Source organism: Aureispira anguillae (genome assembly GCF_026000115.1).
GTDB lineage: Bacteria > Bacteroidota > Bacteroidia > Chitinophagales > Saprospiraceae > Aureispira > Aureispira anguillae.
In genome coordinates this window covers 6987681-7011761 of record NZ_AP026867.1, presented here as the reverse complement: position 1 = coordinate 7011761, position 24081 = coordinate 6987681, and the positions used below count along the sequence as shown (strand labels likewise).

At 36.1% G+C, this 24081-nt stretch carries 16 protein-coding genes; 11 read left to right on the top strand and 5 right to left on the bottom strand.

Going from position 1 to position 24081, the window contains the following annotated elements:
• Window positions 1-62 precede the first annotated feature (62 nt).
• The 7 genes from AsAng_RS27260 to AsAng_RS27230 all read left to right on the top strand — a co-directional run bounded on the left by AsAng_RS27260 (window position 63) and on the right by AsAng_RS27230 (window position 13836).
• Window positions 63-3341, top strand: coding sequence for a CHAT domain-containing protein (locus tag AsAng_RS27260; RefSeq protein ID WP_264790309.1), 3279 nt, complete (start codon window positions 63-65; stop codon window positions 3339-3341).
• 396 nt (window positions 3342-3737) lie between these two features.
• A complete protein-coding gene (locus AsAng_RS27255; protein WP_264790308.1) occupies window positions 3738-4736 on the top strand; it encodes a hypothetical protein in 999 nt (332 codons plus the stop codon).
• A gap of 613 nt (window positions 4737-5349) precedes the next feature.
• Window positions 5350-7245 (top strand): alpha/beta fold hydrolase, encoded by a 1896-nt coding sequence (locus AsAng_RS27250; RefSeq protein WP_264790307.1) that lies wholly within the window; start codon window positions 5350-5352, stop codon window positions 7243-7245.
• Between the two features lie 179 nt (window positions 7246-7424).
• Complete coding sequence (locus AsAng_RS27245; RefSeq protein ID WP_264790306.1) at window positions 7425-10076, top strand: formylglycine-generating enzyme family protein; 2652 nt, start codon at window positions 7425-7427, stop codon at window positions 10074-10076.
• Between the two features lie 57 nt (window positions 10077-10133).
• Window positions 10134-12545: an outer membrane beta-barrel family protein gene (locus AsAng_RS27240; RefSeq protein WP_264790305.1), complete on the top strand. Its 2412-nt coding sequence runs from the start codon at window positions 10134-10136 to the stop codon at window positions 12543-12545.
• A 101-nt stretch (window positions 12546-12646) separates the two neighbouring features.
• Complete coding sequence (locus tag AsAng_RS27235; protein ID WP_264790304.1) at window positions 12647-13240, top strand: RNA polymerase sigma factor; 594 nt, start codon at window positions 12647-12649, stop codon at window positions 13238-13240.
• Window positions 13237-13836: a hypothetical protein gene (locus tag AsAng_RS27230; RefSeq protein WP_264790303.1), complete on the top strand. Its 600-nt coding sequence runs from the start codon at window positions 13237-13239 to the stop codon at window positions 13834-13836. The genes AsAng_RS27235 and AsAng_RS27230 overlap by 4 nt, the downstream gene beginning before the upstream one ends.
• A gap of 18 nt (window positions 13837-13854) precedes the next feature.
• Here AsAng_RS27230 and AsAng_RS27225 read toward each other — a convergent pair whose 3' ends face one another.
• Window positions 13855-14541 carry a Crp/Fnr family transcriptional regulator gene (locus tag AsAng_RS27225; protein ID WP_264790302.1) on the bottom strand — a complete coding sequence of 229 codons (687 nt, stop codon included), beginning with the start codon at window positions 14539-14541 and terminating at the stop codon, window positions 13855-13857.
• 138 nt (window positions 14542-14679) lie between these two features.
• Here AsAng_RS27225 and AsAng_RS27220 point away from each other — a divergent pair, with 138 nt between their 5' ends.
• The 3 genes from AsAng_RS27220 to AsAng_RS27210 all read left to right on the top strand — a co-directional run bounded on the left by AsAng_RS27220 (window position 14680) and on the right by AsAng_RS27210 (window position 17836).
• On the top strand, window positions 14680-15048 hold the full coding sequence (locus AsAng_RS27220; RefSeq protein ID WP_264790301.1) for a hypothetical protein: 369 nt from the start codon (window positions 14680-14682) through the stop codon (window positions 15046-15048).
• Window positions 15049-15252: 204 nt separating this feature from the next.
• Window positions 15253-16983, top strand: coding sequence for a SulP family inorganic anion transporter (locus AsAng_RS27215; protein ID WP_264790300.1), 1731 nt, complete (start codon window positions 15253-15255; stop codon window positions 16981-16983).
• Between the two features lie 133 nt (window positions 16984-17116).
• Window positions 17117-17836, top strand: coding sequence for a DUF2490 domain-containing protein (locus AsAng_RS27210; protein WP_264790299.1), 720 nt, complete (start codon window positions 17117-17119; stop codon window positions 17834-17836).
• A 20-nt stretch (window positions 17837-17856) separates the two neighbouring features.
• On the opposite strand, the gene AsAng_RS27205 is transcribed toward AsAng_RS27210, so the two are convergent.
• Both AsAng_RS27205 and AsAng_RS27200 read right to left on the bottom strand, forming a co-directional pair.
• The gene (locus AsAng_RS27205) at window positions 17857-18576 is read right to left on the bottom strand and encodes a hypothetical protein (RefSeq protein WP_264790298.1); all 720 of its coding nucleotides are present in this window, start codon (window positions 18574-18576) and stop codon (window positions 17857-17859) included.
• Window positions 18577-18612: 36 nt separating this feature from the next.
• Complete coding sequence (locus tag AsAng_RS27200) at window positions 18613-19482, bottom strand: DUF3137 domain-containing protein (RefSeq protein ID WP_264790297.1); 870 nt, start codon at window positions 19480-19482, stop codon at window positions 18613-18615.
• A gap of 350 nt (window positions 19483-19832) precedes the next feature.
• On the opposite strand from AsAng_RS27200, the gene AsAng_RS27195 reads away from it, so the two are divergent.
• Window positions 19833-22313, top strand: a complete 2481-nt coding sequence (locus tag AsAng_RS27195) for an OmpA family protein (protein ID WP_264790296.1) — start codon at window positions 19833-19835, stop codon at window positions 22311-22313.
• Window positions 22314-22699: 386 nt separating this feature from the next.
• Here the strand turns inward: AsAng_RS27195 and AsAng_RS27190 are convergent, their stop codons facing one another.
• Both AsAng_RS27190 and ppk2 read right to left on the bottom strand, forming a co-directional pair.
• Window positions 22700-23206, bottom strand: a complete 507-nt coding sequence (locus AsAng_RS27190; protein ID WP_264790295.1) for a DUF4442 domain-containing protein — start codon at window positions 23204-23206, stop codon at window positions 22700-22702.
• Window positions 23207-23208: 2 nt separating this feature from the next.
• The gene (ppk2, locus tag AsAng_RS27185; protein WP_264790294.1) at window positions 23209-24045 is read right to left on the bottom strand and encodes a polyphosphate kinase 2; all 837 of its coding nucleotides are present in this window, start codon (window positions 24043-24045) and stop codon (window positions 23209-23211) included.
• Window positions 24046-24081: the final 36 nt, after the last annotated feature.

Here is a 24081-nt window from a genome sequence, read left to right as displayed (position 1 = left end):
CCACTTTTTATTTATTGCCAATAATCAATTGGTGCCTTCTTTTAATAATTTTCAGTGACCCTATGAATTATCTAATAATTGTTGTTTTTATTTTGATCCCCCTTTTACATACAGCGCAAAGTTCAACAGATTATATTATTGATATAGATAGCACAAAAATTTATGGAAAGATTGAACAAATTAACCTTAGCCTTAACCATGCCCAAGTAACCTTCAAAACACCAACTGGCACAACTCGCCGTTATCGTCCTGCTGAGTTAGTTGAATGGGCTCAGGACAATTCAGTTTATGTGTCAAAATACTACCCGATTAACAAAAAGAAATCGGTACTTGTTTTTATGAAATTGCTATCGGCTCCCGATGCTACCATAAAGGTTTATGAATACGCCAACAAAGTTCGCCTCTATACTGCTACCGATTTATTCTTAGAACGCAATGGAATCTTAACAAAAGTTCGATTGGGTCGATTTCGAAAACAGATGACAACTTATTTTGCCGACCAAGAGCAAATTGTGCAGTTGGTAAAAGATAAAGAAGTCAAAAAAAGAGATTTATTGGCTTTGGTAGAAGAGTACAATGATTTGATTTATGAACAACAGCAACAAACAAACATAAATATTGTTCGCCACCCTCGCTATCCCAAAAAGAAAAGAGCACTTAAGCAAATATGGGATTTTAATGATATGCTTTTAAGTACCGATGAAGCGGCAAAAAAATACATGGCAGCGATCGAAAAAGCAACTAAACATATTGTAGACAAAAAATTAAGCGCTATTGAAATTGATTTTGGTATTGGTCTTTCTTTTTTTGAACAAAAGCAATACGAAGCTGCTATTCCCTATCTCAAAAAAGCAAGGATGGCCATTCAAGAAGATCAAATCCAAACCCCAAAAACACCTCGTATTTCATCTATGTTGGCAGCCATTTATCTTAGCCAAAATAAATACAACCTAGCTGTCAATTACAATACCAATGCGCTACTAGCATGGAAAGATGGTTTAAAACACAATTCTGACCTAGTATATTTTTATAATACCTGCCTAAATCAAGGAAAAATTTTACAACATCTACCCGCTTCTACCAATAATATATCTTGGTATCAAATTACAGCAACAGAAGCACAAAAAGACTGGAAACAACAACTAAAAACGCAAGAATTAGAAGCAATTACACATGCTACTCATGCCAATAAGTCGGTGGATTTTAACCTAGCATTGCTCTATTACAAAAAAGCCCAACATCTTATTCCTCAACTACCTCTATCCTTACAAGCCAACAAAAGAATAGAAATACAACTGGCACTCGGAGCCCTATATTTTGAAGCTGGCGAATACCCCATTGCCCAAAGCTATTATGAGACAACCTTACAGATTATTCAAACGACTGACCAGCAACAACATCCACAGGTGGTAGAAATTAAACGCATTCTTAGCGAAATTTACTTAGCCAATGAGTTGTACTCTGAAGCACTCCATTATATTAACCAAGCACAATATAGCCATGTAGGTAGCGAAATAAAAATTGATCGTTCCTTATTGGATAACATCAACAAAATTCCTTTTCCCTTTGAATTACTCAACTCTATTACTACCAAAGGGATTATTTTATATGAAAAAAATCGCAGTAATCCGTCAGAAGTAGAATTAAAGAAGGTTTTAGCACACTATGCTATTGCGACAGAATTGCTTTATAAATTGCGCAAAACCCATCGCAATGATGGTTCTAATTTTAAATTGGGGAATATTACGCACAAACTCAGTCAACATGCTGTAATTATCTGCAATACCTTATTTAATAAAACCAAAAAGAAAGAATACTTAGCGCAGGCTTTTACCTATGCAGAATTGTCAAAAAGTGCTGTTTTATTTGAAACGGTTCATAACTTAAATTCCATGGAGGTAGCAGGGATTCCTCGGAATGCAATGGTTTTGGAAAATGGTCTTAAAGTCCAAATTTCTTATCTAAAAGGAGAACTATTTTACGAACTGCAACAAGAAGAAAAAGCCAAACCCAAACGAATAGAAGCTTTGCAAAATAAAATTGCAGAAGTATCAAAAGAACACGAGCTTCTACTCAAAAAATTTGAGCGAAATTACCCTAAATACTTTGCCTTAAAATATAGTAACAAAAGCATCCAATTAGAAGACTTGCAAAAAGAGCTAAGCCCTGATGAGGTTTTTCTAGAATATGTGGTCACCGATTCTTTTATTTATGTTTTAGCCATTGGTCCCAATAAGGTCAAAAGCCAATTAACCAAGCTTTCTCATTCTCTTCCTTATACCATCAAAAAACTACAACATGCATTGAGAAACAACAAAGCTGACCTCTATGCGATTCACGGAAATACCTTGTATCAAAATGCCATTGGAAATTTAGCTGCTTTTATCAAAGGCAAGAAATTGATTATTGCAGCAGATGCCGAACTCAATTATATTCCTTTTGGGGTCTTACCGACCAATCAACCAAAGCTAAAAAGCAAGGGAGCCTTAATTTATAGCCAGACCCATTTCTTAATCGAAGATCATCCCATTTGTTACAACTATTCAGCGGGTATGTTTTTGCTCAACAAACAGCAAAAGCAAACGAGCCCACCCCGAACTATTGCTACTTGGGCTCCTAATTTTGACACGATGGAAGCTATCATAAAGAAAAAAGGAATTGGCGATACCCTTCCCCCACTACCAGGTGCGCAGCAAGAAGCTCAACAAATCGCAAATATGTTTGGAAGCATAGCCTATCTTGGTGCTGATGCCTCCGAACTTAAATTCAAAGAACAGGCACAATATTACAGTGTTCTTCATATTGCTACTCATGGTGTTCTAAACGATTTAGATCCTCTGTTCTCTAGTTTGATTCTAAAAAACCAAGGCAAAGAAGATGGTATTTTGCACGCATTTGAATTGTATAACATGCGCCTAAATGCAAACTTAGCCGTTTTGAGTGCTTGCAATTCTGGAATGGGGCAACTGACAAAGGGAGAAGGTGTCGTCAGCATCGCTAGGGGTTTTTCATATGCAGGAGTTCCCAATATTATTATGAGCAAATGGTCGGTATCCGATTGGTCAACAGAATTGCTAATGAAGCAGTTCTACAAAAACTTAAAAGCAGGCATGCCCAAAGACAAAGCATTGCAACAAGCCAAGGTGGCCTTCCTTGATGAACATCGAGAAAAGGCAAATTTATTGGCTCCGTTTTATTGGGGCGGTTTTGTACTCTCTGGAAATCCTGCCCCTATCGAAATGCTAAAAGAGCAGGATACTTATTTCTTTTGGTACCTAGGGCTTTTTCTTTTATTAATTGGGATAATTTCCATTGTTTGGAAAAAGCGCCCCATTCCTTAATGTAAAAAAAGGGAATATCATTCTATTTTAGCTTATAAATTGCTATTCCTTTCATTTACATCGTTTTTTTGATCCAAAAAATCAAAAATCTCTTCATTATTTTACTTTTATTAACATAATCTTTTGATATTATGGAGAAGTTCTTTAAGAATAGCCTTGCATCGCTAATGAAAGCAAATTTCTAGCTATCCTGCGTTAAAAATTTTCTTCATAGCACTGCTATGAAGAAAATTTTTGCCTTGTTTATCTAAAAATTAGTACTCATTATCAACAAAATTCCATTTTTAAACAACTTCGGATTGAAGTTTGCCTTATAGTCTTCAGACCTTAAACATATTCCCGTAATTGATGGATAGACCCAGCACCCTTTCATGTAGTTAAATATATTTGCCAATTATGCAACGATTTTACTTTATCGGTTTCTTATTATTCCTTACCCTCCATTCTTCCCAAGCACAAACAACATCTTCTACTATTTTTTATGCCAAAGACTCCAGTTCTATTATCAAATTAAATAGCTACTTAAAAACCGTCTTTGTTTTTTCTCCTCCTCCCAATTACCAAACGCCTACAGAACTCCCTATAACTCTGAGTCTAAAGGATGCTGCTATTACCATCCCTACTCTAGTAGAACAATCAGGCGATGAGCGAGCGATCGTATTTGGTGAATTTCCTTCAATTGTATTTAATACTAAACTCAAAGGGCATATTAGCTTTGGTAAGGCAATGTTAACGGCATTAGATAGTGCAGGCACAGATTCTGTTATAACCATTGCTACTCAAACCATTACGGATACCAATATATCAGGTCCCTTATACTTGGATTTTAAAAACTGGAATAGCCTAGCAGATGAATATTGGACAGAGGTAGAATATTATTGGTTGTTGGGCAAACAAATGACGATTCAGGATTCCATCACTAAACTCACAGCGGACAACAACAGAGCGGCAGCATTGCTCAAAGCAAGTACCAAGTACCTAACCGCTACTGCCGATCAAATTGAACTGGGCGAGAAAGAATTGAATAAAAAGTATAGCCAATACAGCACGACAATTGAAAGCCTAAAAAAGATTAATGCTCGAATTGATGAAACATTCGAAAAATCTAAAGCAGGTAAACAATTAACTCCTGAAGAAAAAAAGCAAATTGCCTATCTAACGGCTGATGGTAGCAAAATAAAAAAAGAACTAAAACAGCAACCTGATGGAAAATCTACTCTTGCCGTTTTTGAACGCATGTCTAGAGCAATTACTCAACACAAATCTGCCCAAAAACAATATCACGATGCCGATACTTTGTTACAAAAGAAAACCGAACGCCTTAACTTAACAGTAGCAGAATTTGAGCGTATTCAAAAACGATTGAGTCTATTAAAAAGAATTTTAAAACTATAACCTTTCAAAATAGTATCTCCTACCCTCCAAAACAGACGCAATAAAACATCATTTTATTATTTATTTTTAGAATTTAATTTTTTATTGTATTATTGTTGCCGATATTTAATACTTCGCTGGTAAATTATTGATCGCTCAAACAAACCTCTCTAAAATTACTATCAATAATTTGAACACATTTGCGCTAAGCATTGGGCATTTTTAATGGCTTTTTGATTAAATCCAATTACTTTTTTATGCCCATTATTAAGCAATAGACCAATCGGGTTCAACTGTTTTCTTCATTTCACTGCAATGTAAAAAACAACAAGGCGTGTAAGTTTTTTAACAACGCTACTTTATCGTTGAATAGTTGACCTATTCCAACCAAGTAGAAAAGTTAAACGACAACTTACTAATGTATTTTATTTGATAATAGGATTTAAACACCTTTTCTGGTCGCAGAAATTGGTGAGAGAATCTATATTCTCAAAATGAGCGAATTAAAAGCTAGTATACAACCTACTAGACTGATTATACTCTTTTTACTTCGTCAGAAAATTGTATTCAATTGATGGATTGGAGGCAAACTTTACGAAGTATTCATACATTAACTACCAAAATTTAATCATCAATGTACTTACCAAAAATTCTCTTATCCTTTTGGATATGTTGTACTGTGCTGGCAAGCACCCTTAATGCTCAAAACTATACCACCTACCAATTGCCTCCTCCACAATCCTTATCTCCTCTTTTTGTTGGTCCCATTACAGGTAGTGGAATTTATTATGGCGCAAGCCCTCATGCCGTTGATCCAAACAAACCTGTTATTGTCTATGTTCATGGTTTTATAGACCTTAACAACCTCTGGTTTGCACCAGGCAATAATATGTATAAAAACACCTATGATGCAGAACAAAACTGTGCATTTGTTGCCATGACCAGAGGGCAAGGAATGTGGCAAAATGGTGAATTATTAGCCGATATGTTAGATGATATTACCCAACACTTTGGCGTCAACAATGTAGTGATTGTAGCACATAGTAATGGGGGCAAAGCCTCTGAGGTAGCTATGATAACACACAATCGTCGTCACAAAGTAGATCGTGTTATCTCCTTAGGAACCCCTTTCTATGGTACTGAGTTGGCTAATTTAGCAGAAATGCCTGGCTTTAGTTGGGTCGTTAATTTGATTGGTCTTGGCGGAGGCACCTCTACCTCTACCACCTATTATATGGGAGGCTATGCTCGTCCAATCTTAGATTGGAGCTTTCGCAATCAACCCCAAAAGTTCATCAATTTTGGAGCTTGGGGTTACAACAATGGTGCTACCATCTTGCGACCTGTTATGACAACCAGTGGCGCTTTATTAAACTGGATGGGATCTGGTGCTGCTGCTGGAGGCAATGATGGCGTAACGCCCTATTGGAGTTCTTCTCGCCGAAGAGGAAAAGTACAATGGACAACTGGTTATGGTAATCCTGCTTCCCAAATTGACCATGTTGACATTGCGCTTTCTAGCATTATGTGGGACAAAATTGAGCCCTTATTTACAGCTCCACTTTCTTCCTTGAGAAGAAGCACTGCTCCCTTGGCTGCTCCCCATCTAGACCATTCAACGATTTCTAGTAATTTGCAATTCTTATCTTCAGAAGATGACAATCGTTTTTTTATCGTTGAAAAAGATATTAGAGGACTAGAAATGACCATCTTACACAATGCAACAATGGATCAGTTTGAACTCAAAAAAGTAGCCGACAATGGCGATCTAATGCCTGTAAACATCGACCTTAATGCGCTGCACCAAACTTCTACTCTAATCAATGGCAAAGCGAGTTTAATTTCATTGCATCAATTAAAAGCTGGAAAATACAAATTGGTCAGCAATCATCCATTTGCTGCAATTGTTAATAGCCCACAAGGCGTAGAAATAGAATATGACAATGAGCATCAATTTGCCTTGGGAGCCACTCCTACCTTTAAGGTAAAGATCAATCGTGCAGCAGCTTATGATTTATCCCAAATGACGCTTAAAGCCATTGTCACACTCAAAAACGATTTAAATGGAAAAGCGCTAGAAAACGAAGTAACAAGCATTGAAACATTTAAGTTAGACCAAACGGGAGCGTACACCCTAAATCTGCCCCAATCCTTACCCAATGGCGTTTACAACATGGTTATTCAAGCACAACATCCTGATTTTCAAAAATCATTGGTTACTGGTTTTGTTGTCAACAAAAAAAATAATACGGCTTCCAACCACGGCGTTGCTAGTACGCTCCATTCCATAACTGTTTTTCCAAATCCAGTTCAGGATTTGCTTCAAGTTAGTTTTGAAAACAAACAAGCAGCACAAATAACATTGTATGATGTGAATGGTCGCTTAATTCAACAACAGAACATTCAAGAAATAGGACAGCATCAGCTAGAAATTGACTTAAATTCATTAAAATTAGGGCAAGGCACTTATTTTATAGAAGTTCAAGATGGTGAAGACAAAATGATACAAACTTTTGTCAAGTTGCCATAACTTATTCAGTTAAAAATAGGGCAATTAGAAGATGGAGTAACTTAAAAATTATCCCATTTTCTAATTGCTTGATTAAAAAAAATAAAAAAAGTCAGAAAAAAAATGAACGTCTATTGACTTGAGGTGTATAAGGTGTCGATTTTGAAATTTATTGATCCTAAAATGCATCTGTCAAGACTATGAAAAGCATCTTATATATCATCCTCGTTCATTGCATCTGCTCCTCCTTTATTCTAGGCAATATTCCTCAAAAGATTTATAGCATTACTCGCCAAAATCTATCTGCCGATTATTATCATCAACAAGCCGACTTATGGAAAAAAGAGTTAGATGCCAATGCTCAAAATAAAGAGGCTTGGTTCAACTACTTCATGGCTTATAAAATCTTGTTTGAAAAGGGGAAAGTAGATCGTTTTAGCTATGAACGCATTAATGAAGCACTACAAAAAGCCATTCCTCAATCCTTCGAGTCCAATTTTGCTCAATACGCCCTTACCCAAGACATTAATGCGCTAATTAAAGCCTACGAGTTGGCTCCTAAGCGCTATGAAACTTATGCTGATTTAATTTCCTATTACGAAACCAAGGGAGCTACTTCACAAGTAATGGACTTGTGCAAAAAATGGTTGGTTTCTGGCGAGTATTCGAGCGGTATGCTCCATTGGAATTATAATGCCCTAATTGGTTTAGATCAAAACGCTGTTCTATTAACTGCTGGAGACAACCATACGCATCCCCTTTGGTTGTTGCAACATGGTAAAAACATACGTCAAGATGTTCAGGTATTAAACCTAAACTTGTTGACCCAATCTGATTATAGAAACTCTATGTTTAATCATTTGGGGATTCCCACATTAGTCAGCAATAACAAACCAGACATTGTAAGCCATTTAATCCAAAATATACATCAACAATCCCTGTATCTTGGGGTTAGTGTCCCCAAAGGTCTAGTAAAAGAGTACGAAGAAGAGTTGTATATTATTGGTTTGGCTTTTCGTCATACTACAGAAGCATTTAATAATATCACGACTTTAACCAACAATTATGAGAACAAATTTTTGCTAGATTATCTACATACCAACCTATTAGACGACATCAGCCAAGACATCGTTCATCAAAATAATGTCAATTACCTTCCTGCTTTTTTGATTCTATATGACTATTATCAGGAAAACAATGAATGGAGCAAAGCAAATACCATCAAAAACCTAAGCTTAAAAATTGCTGATGCCGCACAAAAAGGAGATGATTTAAGGGCTTATCTCAACAAAAGTTTCAAAAACAGAAACTCTAAGCCAATGATAGAAATTTCCCATCGAGAAATTGAAGAGGGGTTTATGCCTTTAGATTATAATCTAAACTTATATGCTAGTGCTACCGAAGTTTCCAACGAAATGTACGAAGCCTTCTTAACGGACTTGCTCAAACGAAAGGAATTTGAGCAATTGCAAGCACACAAAACCTACCATAGTGATTGGAAAAGTTTTTTGCCTACTAAACACCAAAATCTTAGTGATGATATTTTATTCAAAAATGGCGCTCCAAACGACAAAAATACCCCTATCCAAAACATCAGATATGAATCAGCCGTTGCCTTTTGCGATTGGCTAACAACCGTCTATAATAACATTGAACACAAGAAGAAAAAATTTAAACGAGTTCAATTTAGATTGCCAACGGAAGAAGAGTGGATGTTGGCGGCCTCTTCCTCTAGCCCCAATGCCGATACCAATACCATCTTTAAACAATATCAACACAAGTATCCTTGGAAAGGCTTATTTGTTAAGAATAGACAGGGGTGTTTTTTAGCTAATTTTAATAATAACAATGAAGAACCCTGCGATGATTGCAAAAACGCAACCTCTCCAGCTCTAGATGGTGCTTTCTTTACCACTTATATTGATGCTTACTTTCCCAATCAATATGGTTTGTATAACACCATTGGGAATGTAGCCGAAATGGTGCAAGAAAAAGGAGTTGCCAAAGGAGGAAGTTGGTTACATCCTTATAGTATTTCCACCATTCAGGCAAAACAAAGCTATCAAAAACCTCGACCTTATATTGGATTTAGGGTTTTTATGGAAGTAATAGAAGAAGGCAATCAAAACAATGTAAGAAAAGGAATGATGGGTCCTCCTGGCACCTTACATTTGCAAGGGAAACTCTATATGGATGAAACAGAGGTAACCAATTTGGATTGGTTGGAGTATATGTATTGGGTTGAAAAAAACGATACTGATAATTATAGGTTGGTCATCCCCGATAGCAGTGTTTGGGTGAATTCCCTCCCCAATAGTATTTCTTTTTTAAAATACCTTAACCATCCTGCTTACTTTAACTATCCTGCTGTTGGCATTAGTCATGAACAGGCAAAAGCTTATTGTCAGTGGCGTTCAAAAGTAGTAAATGAGATACTTTTGTTGAATCCCAATTCGCTCAAACGAGTTGGTACCGTCTTGTATCGTCTGCCCACAGAAAAAGAATGGGAATATGCCGCAAAGGGAGGCTTAGATAAAAAACAATTTCCCTATGGTATGGAAAGTCTTATCAATGCAAAAAAAGAAAAAAAAGCCAACCTAAATTGGTCTTCTACAGAAAGCAGCCCTATGAAAGAATCAATGGTTACAGTTCCTGCTTATAGCTATTGGCCGAACGCCAAAGGATACTATAATATGATTGGAAATGTAGCAGAAATGATCGATCAGAAAGGCATTGCCAAAGGGGGAAGTTGGCATCACAATAAGCATCAAAGTAAGATTGGCAACAAAATTTCTTATGATGCAGCAACTCCATGGCTAGGCTTTAGATGTATTTGTGAAACGAATCTATAATTAACGCCATCCAACTTAACTACTTCCGTTTTACCTAAACAACCCAATCAACACCTTATGATTCAAATACAATTTAACCATAAGTATACTGTACTACTGTACTTGGCATTGCTTTTTAGCAATGCTGAGTTACAGGCTCAAACAACTACTTTATTTAGCATTAAAGGTCAGGTAACCGACCAACAACAGCAGCCCATAGAGGTTGGTAACTTATTGATTCTACACCCCAATGATTCTAGCTTAATCAAGGGCACTTATATCATGGATGGTCTATTTGAATTAGAGGGCTTGTCAATGCCCAAGTTTCTAGTCCAACTTACTGCTTTAGGATACTCTGATACTATTTTTATCGTCGAAACAACAGAAAAAAAAGACCTCATAGAGCTTGGTCGTTTTACATTAAGTACCAATAACAATCTAAAAACGGTTACAGTAGAAGCGACCGTTCCTACCTTCAAATCTGAGCGAGGAAAGGTCATTGTTAATGTAGAAAAATCCATGTTGAGTAACAGCGGAACAGCACTAGATGTACTGCATCGCTCTCCTAGGGTTATTGTTAATTCTAAAGATGAGGTAACGGTATTTGGGAAAGGCTCCCCTATCTTATTATTGGATGGGCAGCCTGTTAGTGCTCAAGAATTAAAGATGATTCCTTCTACCGAAATTAAAGAGGTGGAAATCATCAAAAACCCGTCGGCACGATACGATGCCGCAGGGCGAGCCGTTATTAACATTATTACCATTCGCCAAAACTTAGAAGGTTATAATGCTCGAGCTCTTCTCAGTTTAACACAAAGGCGTTTTTTTAGTGCTTTTGGTAATTTAAATTTTAATTATAGAAAGAAAAAATGGTCACTAGGAATTAGCTATGGTTATAATTATCGAAAAAGTTGGTATAGCAACAATTATTTCCGAGAATACCCAACTTCTCTAATCGATACCATGCGTATGTACAACAATATTGCTAGTACCAACACCACCCCCCAACATCATTTTTATCGCTTCAAAATTGGTTATCGCCCTGATTCTATTAGTATTATTGGACTACAATATCGAGGCTCTTTTGGCAATTATTTATCTGACATCCACAATCAGAATAAGGTTACGCTCAATCACCATGATTTTAATCAGATTGTAGCCAATACCAAAGGAAATCGCAAAGGGCTCAACAATTCGGTCAACCTAAATTATATTCGAGATCTAGACACCTTAGACAGTGAGCTCTTTATTGCTGGACAATATTCTAATTATACTAGAAATGGATTGGATCAGATTGACCAAACTCAACAAATGCCTCTTGATACTCAACAGAATGCTTATCAAAACAGCAATAATAGCTTTATCAATATATTAAATGCCCAACTTGATTTTACCAAGGGGTTCAAAAATAAAATGCTTTTTCAAACAGGAATTAAGAATGCTTTTATTCTAAACAATAGTGACATTCGTTTTTTAGAGCAAGATAAAGTAGGCAAATGGGTGGCAGATAGTAGCTATAGTAACGGGTATAATTACAATGAAAATATCCTTGGTGTTTACAGTCAGGTCAATTGGGAAAATGAGAAATGGTTTATGGAGGCAGGCATTCGAGCAGAATGGGCAACCATGCAAGGCTTCTCTAAAGTAAACGGGCAACAGCTACTCCATCGTAACTATTGGCATGTTTTCCCTACCGCTTCCTTAAGTTATAATATACTAGAAGATTTGGCAACGTCTATTAATTATACCACCAGCATTCAACGTCCAACTTTTAGCGATTTGAATCCATTTGTTGATTTCATTGATCAATATTCTACCGAAAGAGGCAACCCCTATCTCCTCCCTGCTTATACCCATTCTGCCGAATGGGCATTAACGTATATGGAAATGGCTTCTTTAGAATTTGAATTTGCTCGTACCTTCAATCACATGGATATTTTTATTGACAAGCAAGGCAATAGCTTTAACATTATTACTCAAAATTATGAAAAAGTAGATCAAATTAATGTTACTCTAAATCTTCCTTACGAAAATAAATGGTGGACAACATATAACTCCTTTGGTTTTAGTTATACCATCTTGCAATATGACAAAGGGAGTGACTTGCTAAATTATGCTCGCCCTATGTTTTATATCTACAGCTATAATGCGTTTCGCATTCCAAAGGTATTTAATTTGGAACTAACCTTTCAATATGTTTCGGGGGGTGCAGAGGGGTATTTTAGCTTTAATCCTTTTTACGAATTAGGAGCAAGTATCGAACGAAAGTTTTTGGACGATAAATTATCCATTCGCTTATCGGTTAATGATATTCTATATTCTTACAAAGAAAGTGGCGTATCCCTCGTTAATGCATTTAATGTACATTATGAAAATCGTTACGACACTCGATCTATTCGTTTGGCAATCAGTTATAATTTTGGAAAATTACAATCTAAGGGGCTAAAAGATCGTTCTGTTAACCGTTCTGAAACAGGACGAATCAAGTAAACCTTGTGTATACGAGTAATCGCTTATAGTAGTTTCATTTAGAACAAAAAAGTAAAGTATCGGACTCTTTGTCAGCGTTAAAACAATGAAGATAAATTAACATGTTTTTCAGAACCAATTACCAACAGCTTAATGATGAAGCCTTGATGCAGCAAATAAGCAAAGGAAAATCCAAAGCCTTTGACGAGCTGTATCATCGCTATTACGAAAAGATGTATTACTATTTCTTTCGTATGCTAGGACAAGACGCTAATAAATCGCAAGATTTTGTACAGGATTTGTTTGTTAAGTTGATTGAGAAACCAGAAGCTTTTGATGTCAATCGAAAATTCTCTACATGGATTTATACCATTGCGTCCAATATGTGTAAGAATGAATATCGCCGTCAAAATATTCATTTTTTTACACTAGAAGATTACGAACAACTCCCTAGCTCAATACCTGCCATTCCATTGCAATTAGACCAAAAAATATTTCATAAACACCTAAAAGATGCGATTGAAATACTCAAACCTGCGCACAAAATTTGCTTTATATTGCGCTACCAAGAAGAGCTATCTATTCAACAAATCAGCCAAATTGTTGATTGCCCAGAAGGAACCGTAAAATCAAGATTGCACCATGCGCTCAAGCAACTCGCCCAACATTTAGCTATTTTTAATCCCCAACACCGTCAAAATAAAGAAGTCTTATGAAGTATAATTACGAAACATTAGAAGATTTATTATTGCACAAAAATTTTGAAGAACTCAATCCCCAAGAGCAGCAATTTGTACAACAGTTGATGAGCATAGAAATGTATCAACAGCAACGTGCTGTACTGCTCAATAGCAAACGTATTTTTGCAGAGCCATCCAGTTTTCCTCCCAACAACAATTTAAGCGCATTACAAGCACAATTTAAAGCGCAGCATCAACGCCGTTGGATGAGTTATTTGGGGCAACCAATTGCTGCTTATCAAGCTGCGATATTGGCTATTCTAGTTGGCATTGGTGTTTATTGTTTACGCCCCATAACTGTGAACACAACCATCCAAAAAGAAATTGTTTATGTTCCTCAAGTCGATACGGTTGTACAGGAAAAAATCATCCTACAAGAAAAGGTTATTTATAAAACAAAAACAATCCAACTTCCTGCTCCGCCCCCAGATACGGTCTATGTTCCTATCCTTGACAAAAATCAGTTTTATCAAAACAAGGAAGACCGCCAAATTTTTGCCAAAGAAAACGCTAAAAGTAAATCTATGAAAGAAATGGGAGCTTTAATGGATTTTGTAGTGGGGACAGAATAAGATGGAATGGCTACTATTTTACGGATTTACATTCGCCATTTTTTGTAGTTTTTCTAAATTGCTAATCTCAATCGCTCGCTTATTAACCCGAATGAGTTGATCTTCTTTAAATTCTTTTAACAAACGCCCCAAACTTTCACGGGTGGTTCCTATGATATTTGCTAAATCTTCCCGTGGCAAAACAATTGGATTATTTTTGGCATTTTCACCTTCATAGCGTTCTTTGAGAATAACCAAATAAAGTGCTAATCGCTCTCTTAAATTTTTTTGCGCTAGAATGGTGATGGTATTGACCAAAACCCCAAATTCATGGCTAATGTTTTGAATAATTAGAGCTTGAATGCGAGGTATCTTTTGCAATAAAAATCGGAAGTCATATTTATTGACAAATAAAACAGTACTGTCCTCTAATACTTCACAAGATTCTTCATAATTTTCGTTGCACAAGAGCGCATGATAACCAAATAAATCTCCTGCTCGATAGATATAAAATATTTGATCTTTACCATACATTCCTGTTTTATAAAGCTTAGCTTTTCCGCTCTGAATTAAGAAAACCCCTGTTGGCATTCCATCTTGATAAAAAATTAATTTGCCCTTTTTAAAAAATAGTTGCTTAGAAAAACTTAAAAAATAAGCTCGCTCCTCTTCTGGCAAAGAAGATAAAATCTTATCACTCTCAAAGCTTAGGTTACTAATATTCAAAACATTACAATTTAGCATTTATTAAAAACATTACAAATGTAACAAAAATCACATTTTTATATAACCTTTGCCATTCTTTTCTTCTCTTCTATCTTCTACCTTTGATTTCGATTATTATTCAACTTTTCCCTATTGAGTATGAAGCTCCATTTTTGGTACATCATCTTTTTTTATACCTTAGTCAGTAATTGCTCCTTATTTCAGCAAGAAGCAACACTAGCGACTGTACCAAGTGTCGAACTCAACCTATTCAACACCACTCATTCCCCTAATCAGGAACATCACAAAAGAGACATTCCAATAGAGGAAGAAGATAGTGAAGAAGACAATATAGAAGAACAAGAGCAATCCATTGAACATAATCCGAACGATGGTATTCAAATGCATACTGTACGATTGCCCTTACGGCTCAGCACTGCTATCTTTCCTAGCACTTCTATAGCCTATGTACCACTCCACAAAGTTCCCCTATACATTTTATTTGCTTGCCTAAAGGTCTATTGCTAATTCTTTTCACCCAATGTACCAAGCATCACATAGCAGCAGCGATTTATTCAATATAATTGTAGCTGTAGTACGATAGTCTACGGTATTCCCATCTCATATTTCTATAAAATTTGCCTCACCAATGCATTGCATTAAGCAACTAAGCATGAGGGAGGTATCATTTTGTATTGTACCCAACAATACAGTCACTGTATATGAAAAAAAATGAACAACGTAAAACAACAACAAACAATCCTTGGTAGCTTTGATTTTAGTCATCTTAAAGGTGATCTATTAGGAGGCTTGACAGGCGCAATTATAGCACTCCCAATGGGATTAGCCTTCGGTATACAATCAGGTTTGGGCGCAGAAGCAGGACTTTATACTGCTATTATTTTAGCTATAATTGCGGCCTTTATCGGTGGCACCAAAACACTATTGAGTGACCCAACGGGTCCAATGACAATTGTTTCTGCAACTGTTGTTTCTGGTGCTTTAGTGGCGGTCAATAACGATTTAACAACTGCTGCGCCTATTATTATGGCTACCTTTGTCCTAGCGGGCATCTTTCAAATTATTTTTGGCTTTATGGGGCTTGCTAAACTGGTTAAATTCATGCCCTACCCTGTGGTTTCTGGCTTTATGGGAGGGATTGGAGTGATCATTATCATTCTACAATTATTTCCACTAATGGGGCATGCTTCTCCCAAGGGAATGTTAAATATATTAGGTAATATTCACACCCCAATGCTTCATTTAAATAAGGATGCCCTTTTGCTAGGCTTGGGTACCATTGCCCTAATTTATACTATTCCATTGCTCCATAAAAAACTACCGAGCATTCTACTGGCATTGATAGGAATGACACTCCTTTCTATAGCAATTCCTATGGAAGTTCCGAGAATTGGAGAAATTCCTTCTGGCATCCCAGCGTTTCAACTGGAAACGCTCTTTTCATTAGAATGGCAACACTTATCTATGATTCTTGCGCCAGCTATTACCCTAGCAGCTTTAGGAACAATAGATACCCTATTGACCTCTACGGTTGCCGATAGTTTGACAAAAACCAAACACGATGGCAATAAAGAACTAAAGGGACAAGGATTAGGCAACTTGGTGGTTGCATTATTTGGTGGTATTCCTGGTGCAGGGGCGACCATGGGAACTGTTACCAATATTCGAACAGGAGGTAAAACCAATCTATCTGGTATTTTTAAAGGGATTGCGTTATTGATTATAGTATTAGGCTTAGGACATTATGTACAATTTATTCCTATGGCTGTTTTAGCAGGAATCCTTGTCACGATTGGCATTGGCATTATTGACGTGAAAGGGCTTAAGTTATTGCCTAAGGTTCCAAAATCAGATGCCTTGATCTTAATTGTTACCCTATTAGTAACCGTTTTTGACAACCTTTTAGATGCCGTTGCTTTGGGAACTATGATTGCCTTTATTATTTTCATGAAAAAAATGTCGGATGCAGCTCTAAAAGCTAACAAATTTGGGCTATTAGGTGATTTTCTGCAACAAAAAGGATTGCCCAAAGAATTGGCACAAAATGTTTATATCAAACATTTAGAAGGACCACTATTTTTTGGTTTTGCAGACGATTTTAAGACTAGAACCGAACGCATTGAAGGCGTTGAAGTCGTTGTTATGCATTTGGATCATGTCCCGTTTATGGACGAAACTGGAATCTTAGTTTTGCAAGAAGCAATTATAATGCTTGAAGACAAAGGAATGGATGTTTATTTGACGGGGCTTCAACAAGAGGTAGAAGAACGGTTGCGAATTGTAGGCATTATTCCGCATTATATTCAAGAAAAAGAAGTTTTTCGCAATTTAGACGAATGTATGATTTATCTCGCTGACCAATATCAGTGTCAACACATACAAGGTGCCATTGATAACTTATTTGAAGAAGCACTCAAACATCAGAGACAACCAACTACATAGCTTTTTACCTGTTTTCATTTAGTTTAACTAAATTTAGGCCGTCTAAAAATCTATATCAATTTCTAATATAATCCATCTTATGCGTTACGTTTTCTTTTCTTTTCTACTTATCTGGGGTGTTAGCTCGAAATTAATGGGTCAAACGCCAATAACAACCAAAAATCAAGCGATCTGGGCAGCCGTTGTGAATAAAATTTATTTTAGCGATAAATTTTATTTGAGCAATGAATTTCATCTAAGGCGAGCCAATTGGGGGCTTTCAGCAGAACAAATTATAGAACGTCCAGCACTCAACTACGACTTCGCCAAATTTATTACTGGTTCAATTGGTTATTCATTTGTGCTGAATGATCCTTATGGAACGATTCCAGCCCCTTTGCCGACCCTAGAACACAATATTTGGGAGCAAATTGTGCTTAAACATAAATTGGAGAAACTGTCTTTTAAACATAGGTATAGAATAGAACATCGTTTTGTGCAGCGAATTGGTCAAGATGCAAATCAAAGTTATTACATTGATGGTTTTCAGTTTCGACAACGATTTCGTTATCGATTTACCCTTAATTATACGTTAAAATCATTTAAGGATCAGCAGGCAAAATTGTTTATACAAGCATTTGATGAACTCTTTTTGAACATTAATTCGCCACAGACAACGGCTCCTATTTTTAATCAAAATTGGATTTATATTGGTCTAGGTTATGCCTTTAATCCTCATGGAAACATCCAACTAGGCTATATGAATCAATCTTTTCAACGCAATGCTTCTTGGTTTGAAAACAACCATAATATTGTGCTCAGCTTTAGTTACAATATCCATCTAAAAAAGCCATTAAAAAAACCTACAAATTAAGAAAAGGGAATGGGTTATGTTCATTTCAACAACTCTTTAGGAATATCTTGGATGGATTGAATCTTTTTTAGATTGGTTTTGACATAATAAAAGGACTGAATTTTATCCTTGCCATAGAGCTTCAAGATAAGTATGTTTCCTCCATCTGCATAAATTCGATAGTTTCTTTCTGCTAGATAGTTGTTGCCGTAGATTGATTGAATCGTAGCCCATTTCTTTTTTGCTAGGTTTAGCTTCTTGAGCTGTTCCGCTTGGCAATCTCCTCGCACAGAGATTAATGCTTCATTGGTATCTCGATAACGCCCTGGATCTTTCCCAAACTTAAACACAACAATCTCTAAATCATGGGGTCGGCAGCCACAGTCTGTAAAAACAAAATAGCGGTAATAAAAACCATTTTTTTTAGGTCTAAACCAGCTAGGAATGCGTTTAACGCCACCACTATTGGCTCCACAATGCTTTTTGAATTCAACCAAATCGATTGGATTCGCCAACAATTGTTTTAGTTGCTTTGAATTGCGACTGGGCTTATATGCTAAGTTGATTGAGTCTGTCTTTGAAGGTGAAGCTGTGGTGGGATTAATAGCTTGAACCATGCTATCTATTGCCTTATGACTTGGAGCATTAACCAAACTATCTGCTGCCATTTTTTTTGATGTATGCACAGGTTGTTCTACTTCGTTCTGACAAGCAATAAGAAACGATAGAATAATTAACAGAAATAAGTTATTTCGCATCATATAGATTTGTCATAAATTAAGAAGTTCTTTAAAACATCAATGCGTAATATCAAAATCCTTGACAATTTCTGTAAATAAAGTCAACTCTTGATAATAAGCCGCAATTAATTCAAAATTAAGATTAGAATGAAAAACACTGGCTTCTAGCAAATTTTGATGATCGTCAATTGCCATATAAAAATGACTGTTGTAAAAAGAAGCATAGACTTTCTTACCACTTTTTAAATGGTACTGATTAATTGCTGTAATTAATTCAGGGGTTAGTATTTCTTTATAATGAACATCTCGATCCAAGTACACCAAAAATTCATCGTCAAAATGTGCATTGCCTGTATTGGTCAATTCATATCCGCCGTATTTAGTATACTCCTTCATGACGGGAATAAACAATTGCCAATCTGGTCTTGGAATCATAAGAATGCGCCCTTTAAAAGAAGTATTAAAGTTAGCATGAAAAAATACGCCTTTAAATTTTTGCTCTAGTTTTGCTTTTATTTTGTCGGTATGATGTATTTCCAATTCGCTCATTTCAAAAAAGATTTCTCCAATCTTTCCCATAATGTAATCCTCGCCATAATACAATAAACCAGAAACTTTTGGAAAAATACCACTGCGCAAAAAAGTATCTTTGCTTATATAGTCCTTATAATAATACGTCAGGCTAGAATCCATATATTCCAAGATAGATTGCACCACAATGGGCTTAAATCCTGAAGTAAAAATATTAGCTTGATACCGATACAACCGAAAGAGCAAAAACCAAGGCACAAACAAAAAGATAGAAAGCGCAAACATATCTAAAGTTAGCACAAAAATTGTTGCTAACATCAGCAATAGGACACCAATTGCCATCAACAAAATCAGCCGTTTTCGCTTTTGCTCAAACACCACTAATTTGCTGTGCATATGGTCGTTATAAAATCGTCTAAATTTCCCTAGGTCTTCCACTTTTTTATATTCGGTATTGATTTAGAAATTTATATATTCTAAAAAAAATCGTATCTTTGGCTCCCCAAAAGACAATAAAACACGTTTTTTTATGGTTAACATCAAGTATCCTTTGTGCTAAATCATAAGAAATTTTACTATTTAAGCATTTATTCTTAAAACTAAAAAAGTTTTAGGATAAGTTATAACATAAGTTCAGATTAGACCAATAAGACGTATAAGCATTGACATTTTTTGCTAAAATTTTAATCTTTAATGGAGTTTATCCTTTAAAGATTGACGAAAGCCCAATTTTAAATTAAAATCCTATGAACATTCGCCTTGTATTGATCACTATTTTATTTGGTTATCTTGTTAACATTCATGCGCAACAGAATTTAATCTTTGAAGAGAATTTTGACGATAATTTTTTGCAATGGATGCATGGCAATAGCGCTGAATATAGTGCTCAAGTCAAAGATGGTCTATATCAAATCAAATACAAACAAGAGGTAGGTGCTTGGTATTTTTGGCAATCTATCCCCGTCCATCCTGATACTTCATTTTATATAGAAAGTAAAATTACTCCTTTTTTAGAAGGTAGGCAAAGTGTTTATGGGCTTATTTGGGGCGTACGGGATTTAAATAATTACAATGCTTTTTTGGTTAGTAATCAAGGAAAAACTTCTGTGGTCACTTGCCGAAAAGGAAAATTTACAAGGGTAATCAATTGGACCCTAACAAGCAATTATCAAAATAACCAAGCCCACACGATTGCCATACGCAAAAACAATGGCAAAATGCGTTATTATTTAGATGGTAAGGTTGCTTTTACGTCACGTGTATTGCCTTTTTATGGTGATTTATTGGGTTTTGTTATATCGGGAAAAACAGCTGCAAAAATAGACCACCTAACCGTAAGACAAGATCGAGAAATTAACTTGGTAGAAGATACTCTCCAAGGCTTTCATCGAGAAAATTTAGGAACCAATATCAATTCGCCCTATGCAGAATTGCATCCACTAATTGCACACGATGGGCAGCGCCTATTTGTTACCCGAAAAGGACATCCTCAAAATAAAGGACTAGACAAACGAGATGATGCTTGGGTGTCTTACAAACAAAAAGATGGCAGCTGGAGCCTTTTAGAACAACTTGATTTTCCGATCAATAACAACAATCACAATCAAGTCATTTCGGTTTCGCCTGACAATAACACCCTGCTTATTGGCAATACCTACAATCACAATGGCAGTTCCAAAGGCAAGGGCGTGTCTATTAGCCATCGCAAAGAAGATGGCACTTGGGAAATTCCCAAAGATGTTATTATTGACAATTATTACAACCAAAACCCAATACATAGTATTCATTTAGCAGCCAACAAGCAACTTTTATTGTTGTCTATTGAACGAAATGATTCTTATGGTCATTTAGATTTATATGTTTCTTTTTTGCAAAAAAATGGACGCTTTTCTCAACCCAAAAACCTAGGTGCTACCATTAATACCACCTATGAAGAAGGTACGCCATTTTTAGCAGCAGATGGCAAAACGCTCTATTTTGCGTCCTCAGGTCATGGGGGCTATGGCTCTATGGATATTTTTGTCACTAAACGATTAGATGATACTTGGCGAAGTTGGACAAAACCTCAAAACTTAGGTCCCAAGATTAACTCCAATAAATGGGAAGCACATTATAGCATTGCTGCTTCTGGTACTAAGGCTTATTTTGTTTCTAACAGAGGCGAACAGCATATTGGAGCAGAGGATGTTTATCAAGTTGTTCCGCCCTTGGGTTCTCGTCCTGATCCTGTATTATTGGTCAAAGGAAAGGTATTTAATGCCAATACCAAAGCTCCTATTCGGGCAAAAATCATTTATTATGATCTAGCTAATAATGAAGAAAAAGGCAATGCGCTTTCCGATAGTAAGAACGGAAATTATCAAGCCATTCTTCCTGCCAACAATCAATATAACTTCTTAGCCTTCAAAGGAGGTTATTATCCCGTTAGCCAAAGCATTGAAGTAGGCAAAATTGATGAATATACAGAAATGTACATCACGCTTTATTTGCATCCTATACGGGTAGGTGAAAGCATTCCACTCAACAATATTTTTTTCTTGGGCAAAACGGATGAACTAGCCGTCAATTCTTACCCCGAATTGAATCGCCTAAGCATTTTCATGGATAAATATCCCGAAATGACCATCAAACTAGAGAGCCGAACTTCGTCAAAGGCGCAAAATATGAAAGCGTATCTAGTTGAGAAAGGAATCGAAAGCAAACGTATTATTTTGGCTAATAATCCAGCTAAAAACAGTAATTTTTCTATTGTTTCGCTAGTAGATTATGATAAAAATATACAACGTCGGGGCAATTTTGATCCCAACTTTAATGCCAAAGAAATTCAAAAAGGGCAAATCTTTCGCCTAAACAATACCTTCTTCTCTGCGGACTCTTCTTATATCACTAAACAAGCAGAAAAAGAGTTAATTAGCTTAAAAAATTTCTTACTCAAAAACCCATTAATTAAGATTGAAATTGGCGGGCATACCAACGGTCTCCCTGAGCATGATTATTGTGATCGACTTTCTACCAATAGAGCCAAAAATGTTTCTTTATACCTTCAATCAGCGGGTATACCAACTCAACAGGTAACGTACAAAGGTTATGGAAAACGCCATCCTATTGCTACCAATGAAACCTTGCAAGGTAGACAGCTGAATCAACGAGTAGAAATTAAAATTATAGGAACTTCAACCAAAGAAAAACAAAAGGGCGCTTTGGTAATTCCTTCCGAAACAGATTAAAAAAAGTAGAGAGGCCATCGTAGCAAGATAGCCTCTCAAAACACATTACGACCCAAAAAGCAATGTCTCTTTTTATTTTATATCGTTAAAAAGCAAAGTTCTATATCAAAGTAACACCACGCTTTTCTAACCTTTTTAGTATATCAATTTATAATGATAACGTAATTTTAACATTAATCATTTATTAATAGAACGCAACAAAATTAAAAATGTCCACTCGTTCGAAAAAAAAAATTATTTTTTTTTATTAACAGAGTATAATTCTGTTTATCAGTAGGATTGTTTCTTGTGTTTATGCCCTTATTACTAAAAAAGTCCTAAACGGCTTCCGTTTAAGACTTAAAAACTAACGATTGTAACGTTAACGCATAATCAATGCTGCGTAGTTACTTATTTTTTCGAGCTAACTGCTTATTCTTGTAGAATTGTTTGTCAGCGACATACAGCGTTTTGGTTACCGTTGCATATACTGTTCCATCCTTATCTACCCAATCTGAAGTTAAATCTAAATCAATTTCTTGCTCATTGACAACTCGTTGTCGAATTTCTGCCAACAACTCATCGGTAATCAAAAATCGACTATACAAAGTTTGATTTCCTGGTCGTCTAAATCGAATACTTGCCGACTTGTCCCAAACAACATAATCATTTCCTAGTATGCGAATCAATTGAATCATATAGATAGGATCTGCTGCGGAAGCCATACTTCCACCAAACATGGTTCCCACATAATTTCTAGTTCCCCAGCCTAACTTTAAGCGAATATGAACATCTGAAAGATCCTCTGCAATAAAGAACGCTCGCCCTCCTGTTCGTCTATAAGTTGGAAATAGGTTCAAGACCATTCCATACAAACGCATTTTAAAATTGGTTGGTTTATAACGCTTAAACATGCTTATTTTTTATACTTTTTAACAACTTCTGGATCGGGTTTTAGATCAACTCCACTATCCCCCTTATTATCATAATCTAATTGGTGAAGCACATAACGAATCGCAGCTAATCGAGCATCTTTTTTATCATCGGCTTGCACAACTACCCAAGGGCAATTTTTAGTATGCGTATTTTTAAACATAGCATCTCTATAAGAAGTATACAAGTCCCAAAGTTCCTGTGCTTTTTCATCAATAGGGCTAAATTTCCATTGCTTCAAAGGGCTTTCCTTTCTAGCTGCAAATCGTTCTGCTTGTTCCTTTTTGCTAGTATCTAACCAAAATTTGATCAAAATCACCCCTGACTCTTGCAACATTTCTTCATAATTGATCACTTGTTTCATAAACAAATCATACTGTTCCTTAGTACAAAAACCATTAACAGGCTCTACCACTGCTCGGTTGTACCAGCTTCGATCAAAGAATACAATTTCGCCAGGATTGGGAAGTTGATTAATATAACGTCTAAAATACCATTGTCCTCGCTCGTCTTCTGTTGGTTTGGGTAAAGCAACAATACGAATAGATCTAGGATTTAGGTGTTCTACAAAACGGCGGATTGTCCCCCCTTTGCCAGCAGCATCTCTTCCTTCAAACAAAATAGCAATGCGTTTATTATTTTTCAAAGCCCAACCCTGCATTTTTAAGAGTTCAACCTGTAAGTCGTTTAATTCCTCTTCATATTTTAAGGTTCTTAGTAGCTTTTTAACATTGACTTTTTTGGATTCCAATAGTTTTAAATAACCATCTTTGGTATTGATGCGCTCTAGGTCATCCTTTGTTATTTTTAGATCTTTCATACTATGAGTTAGTTTAGAAGTTGTTTAAAAATGATC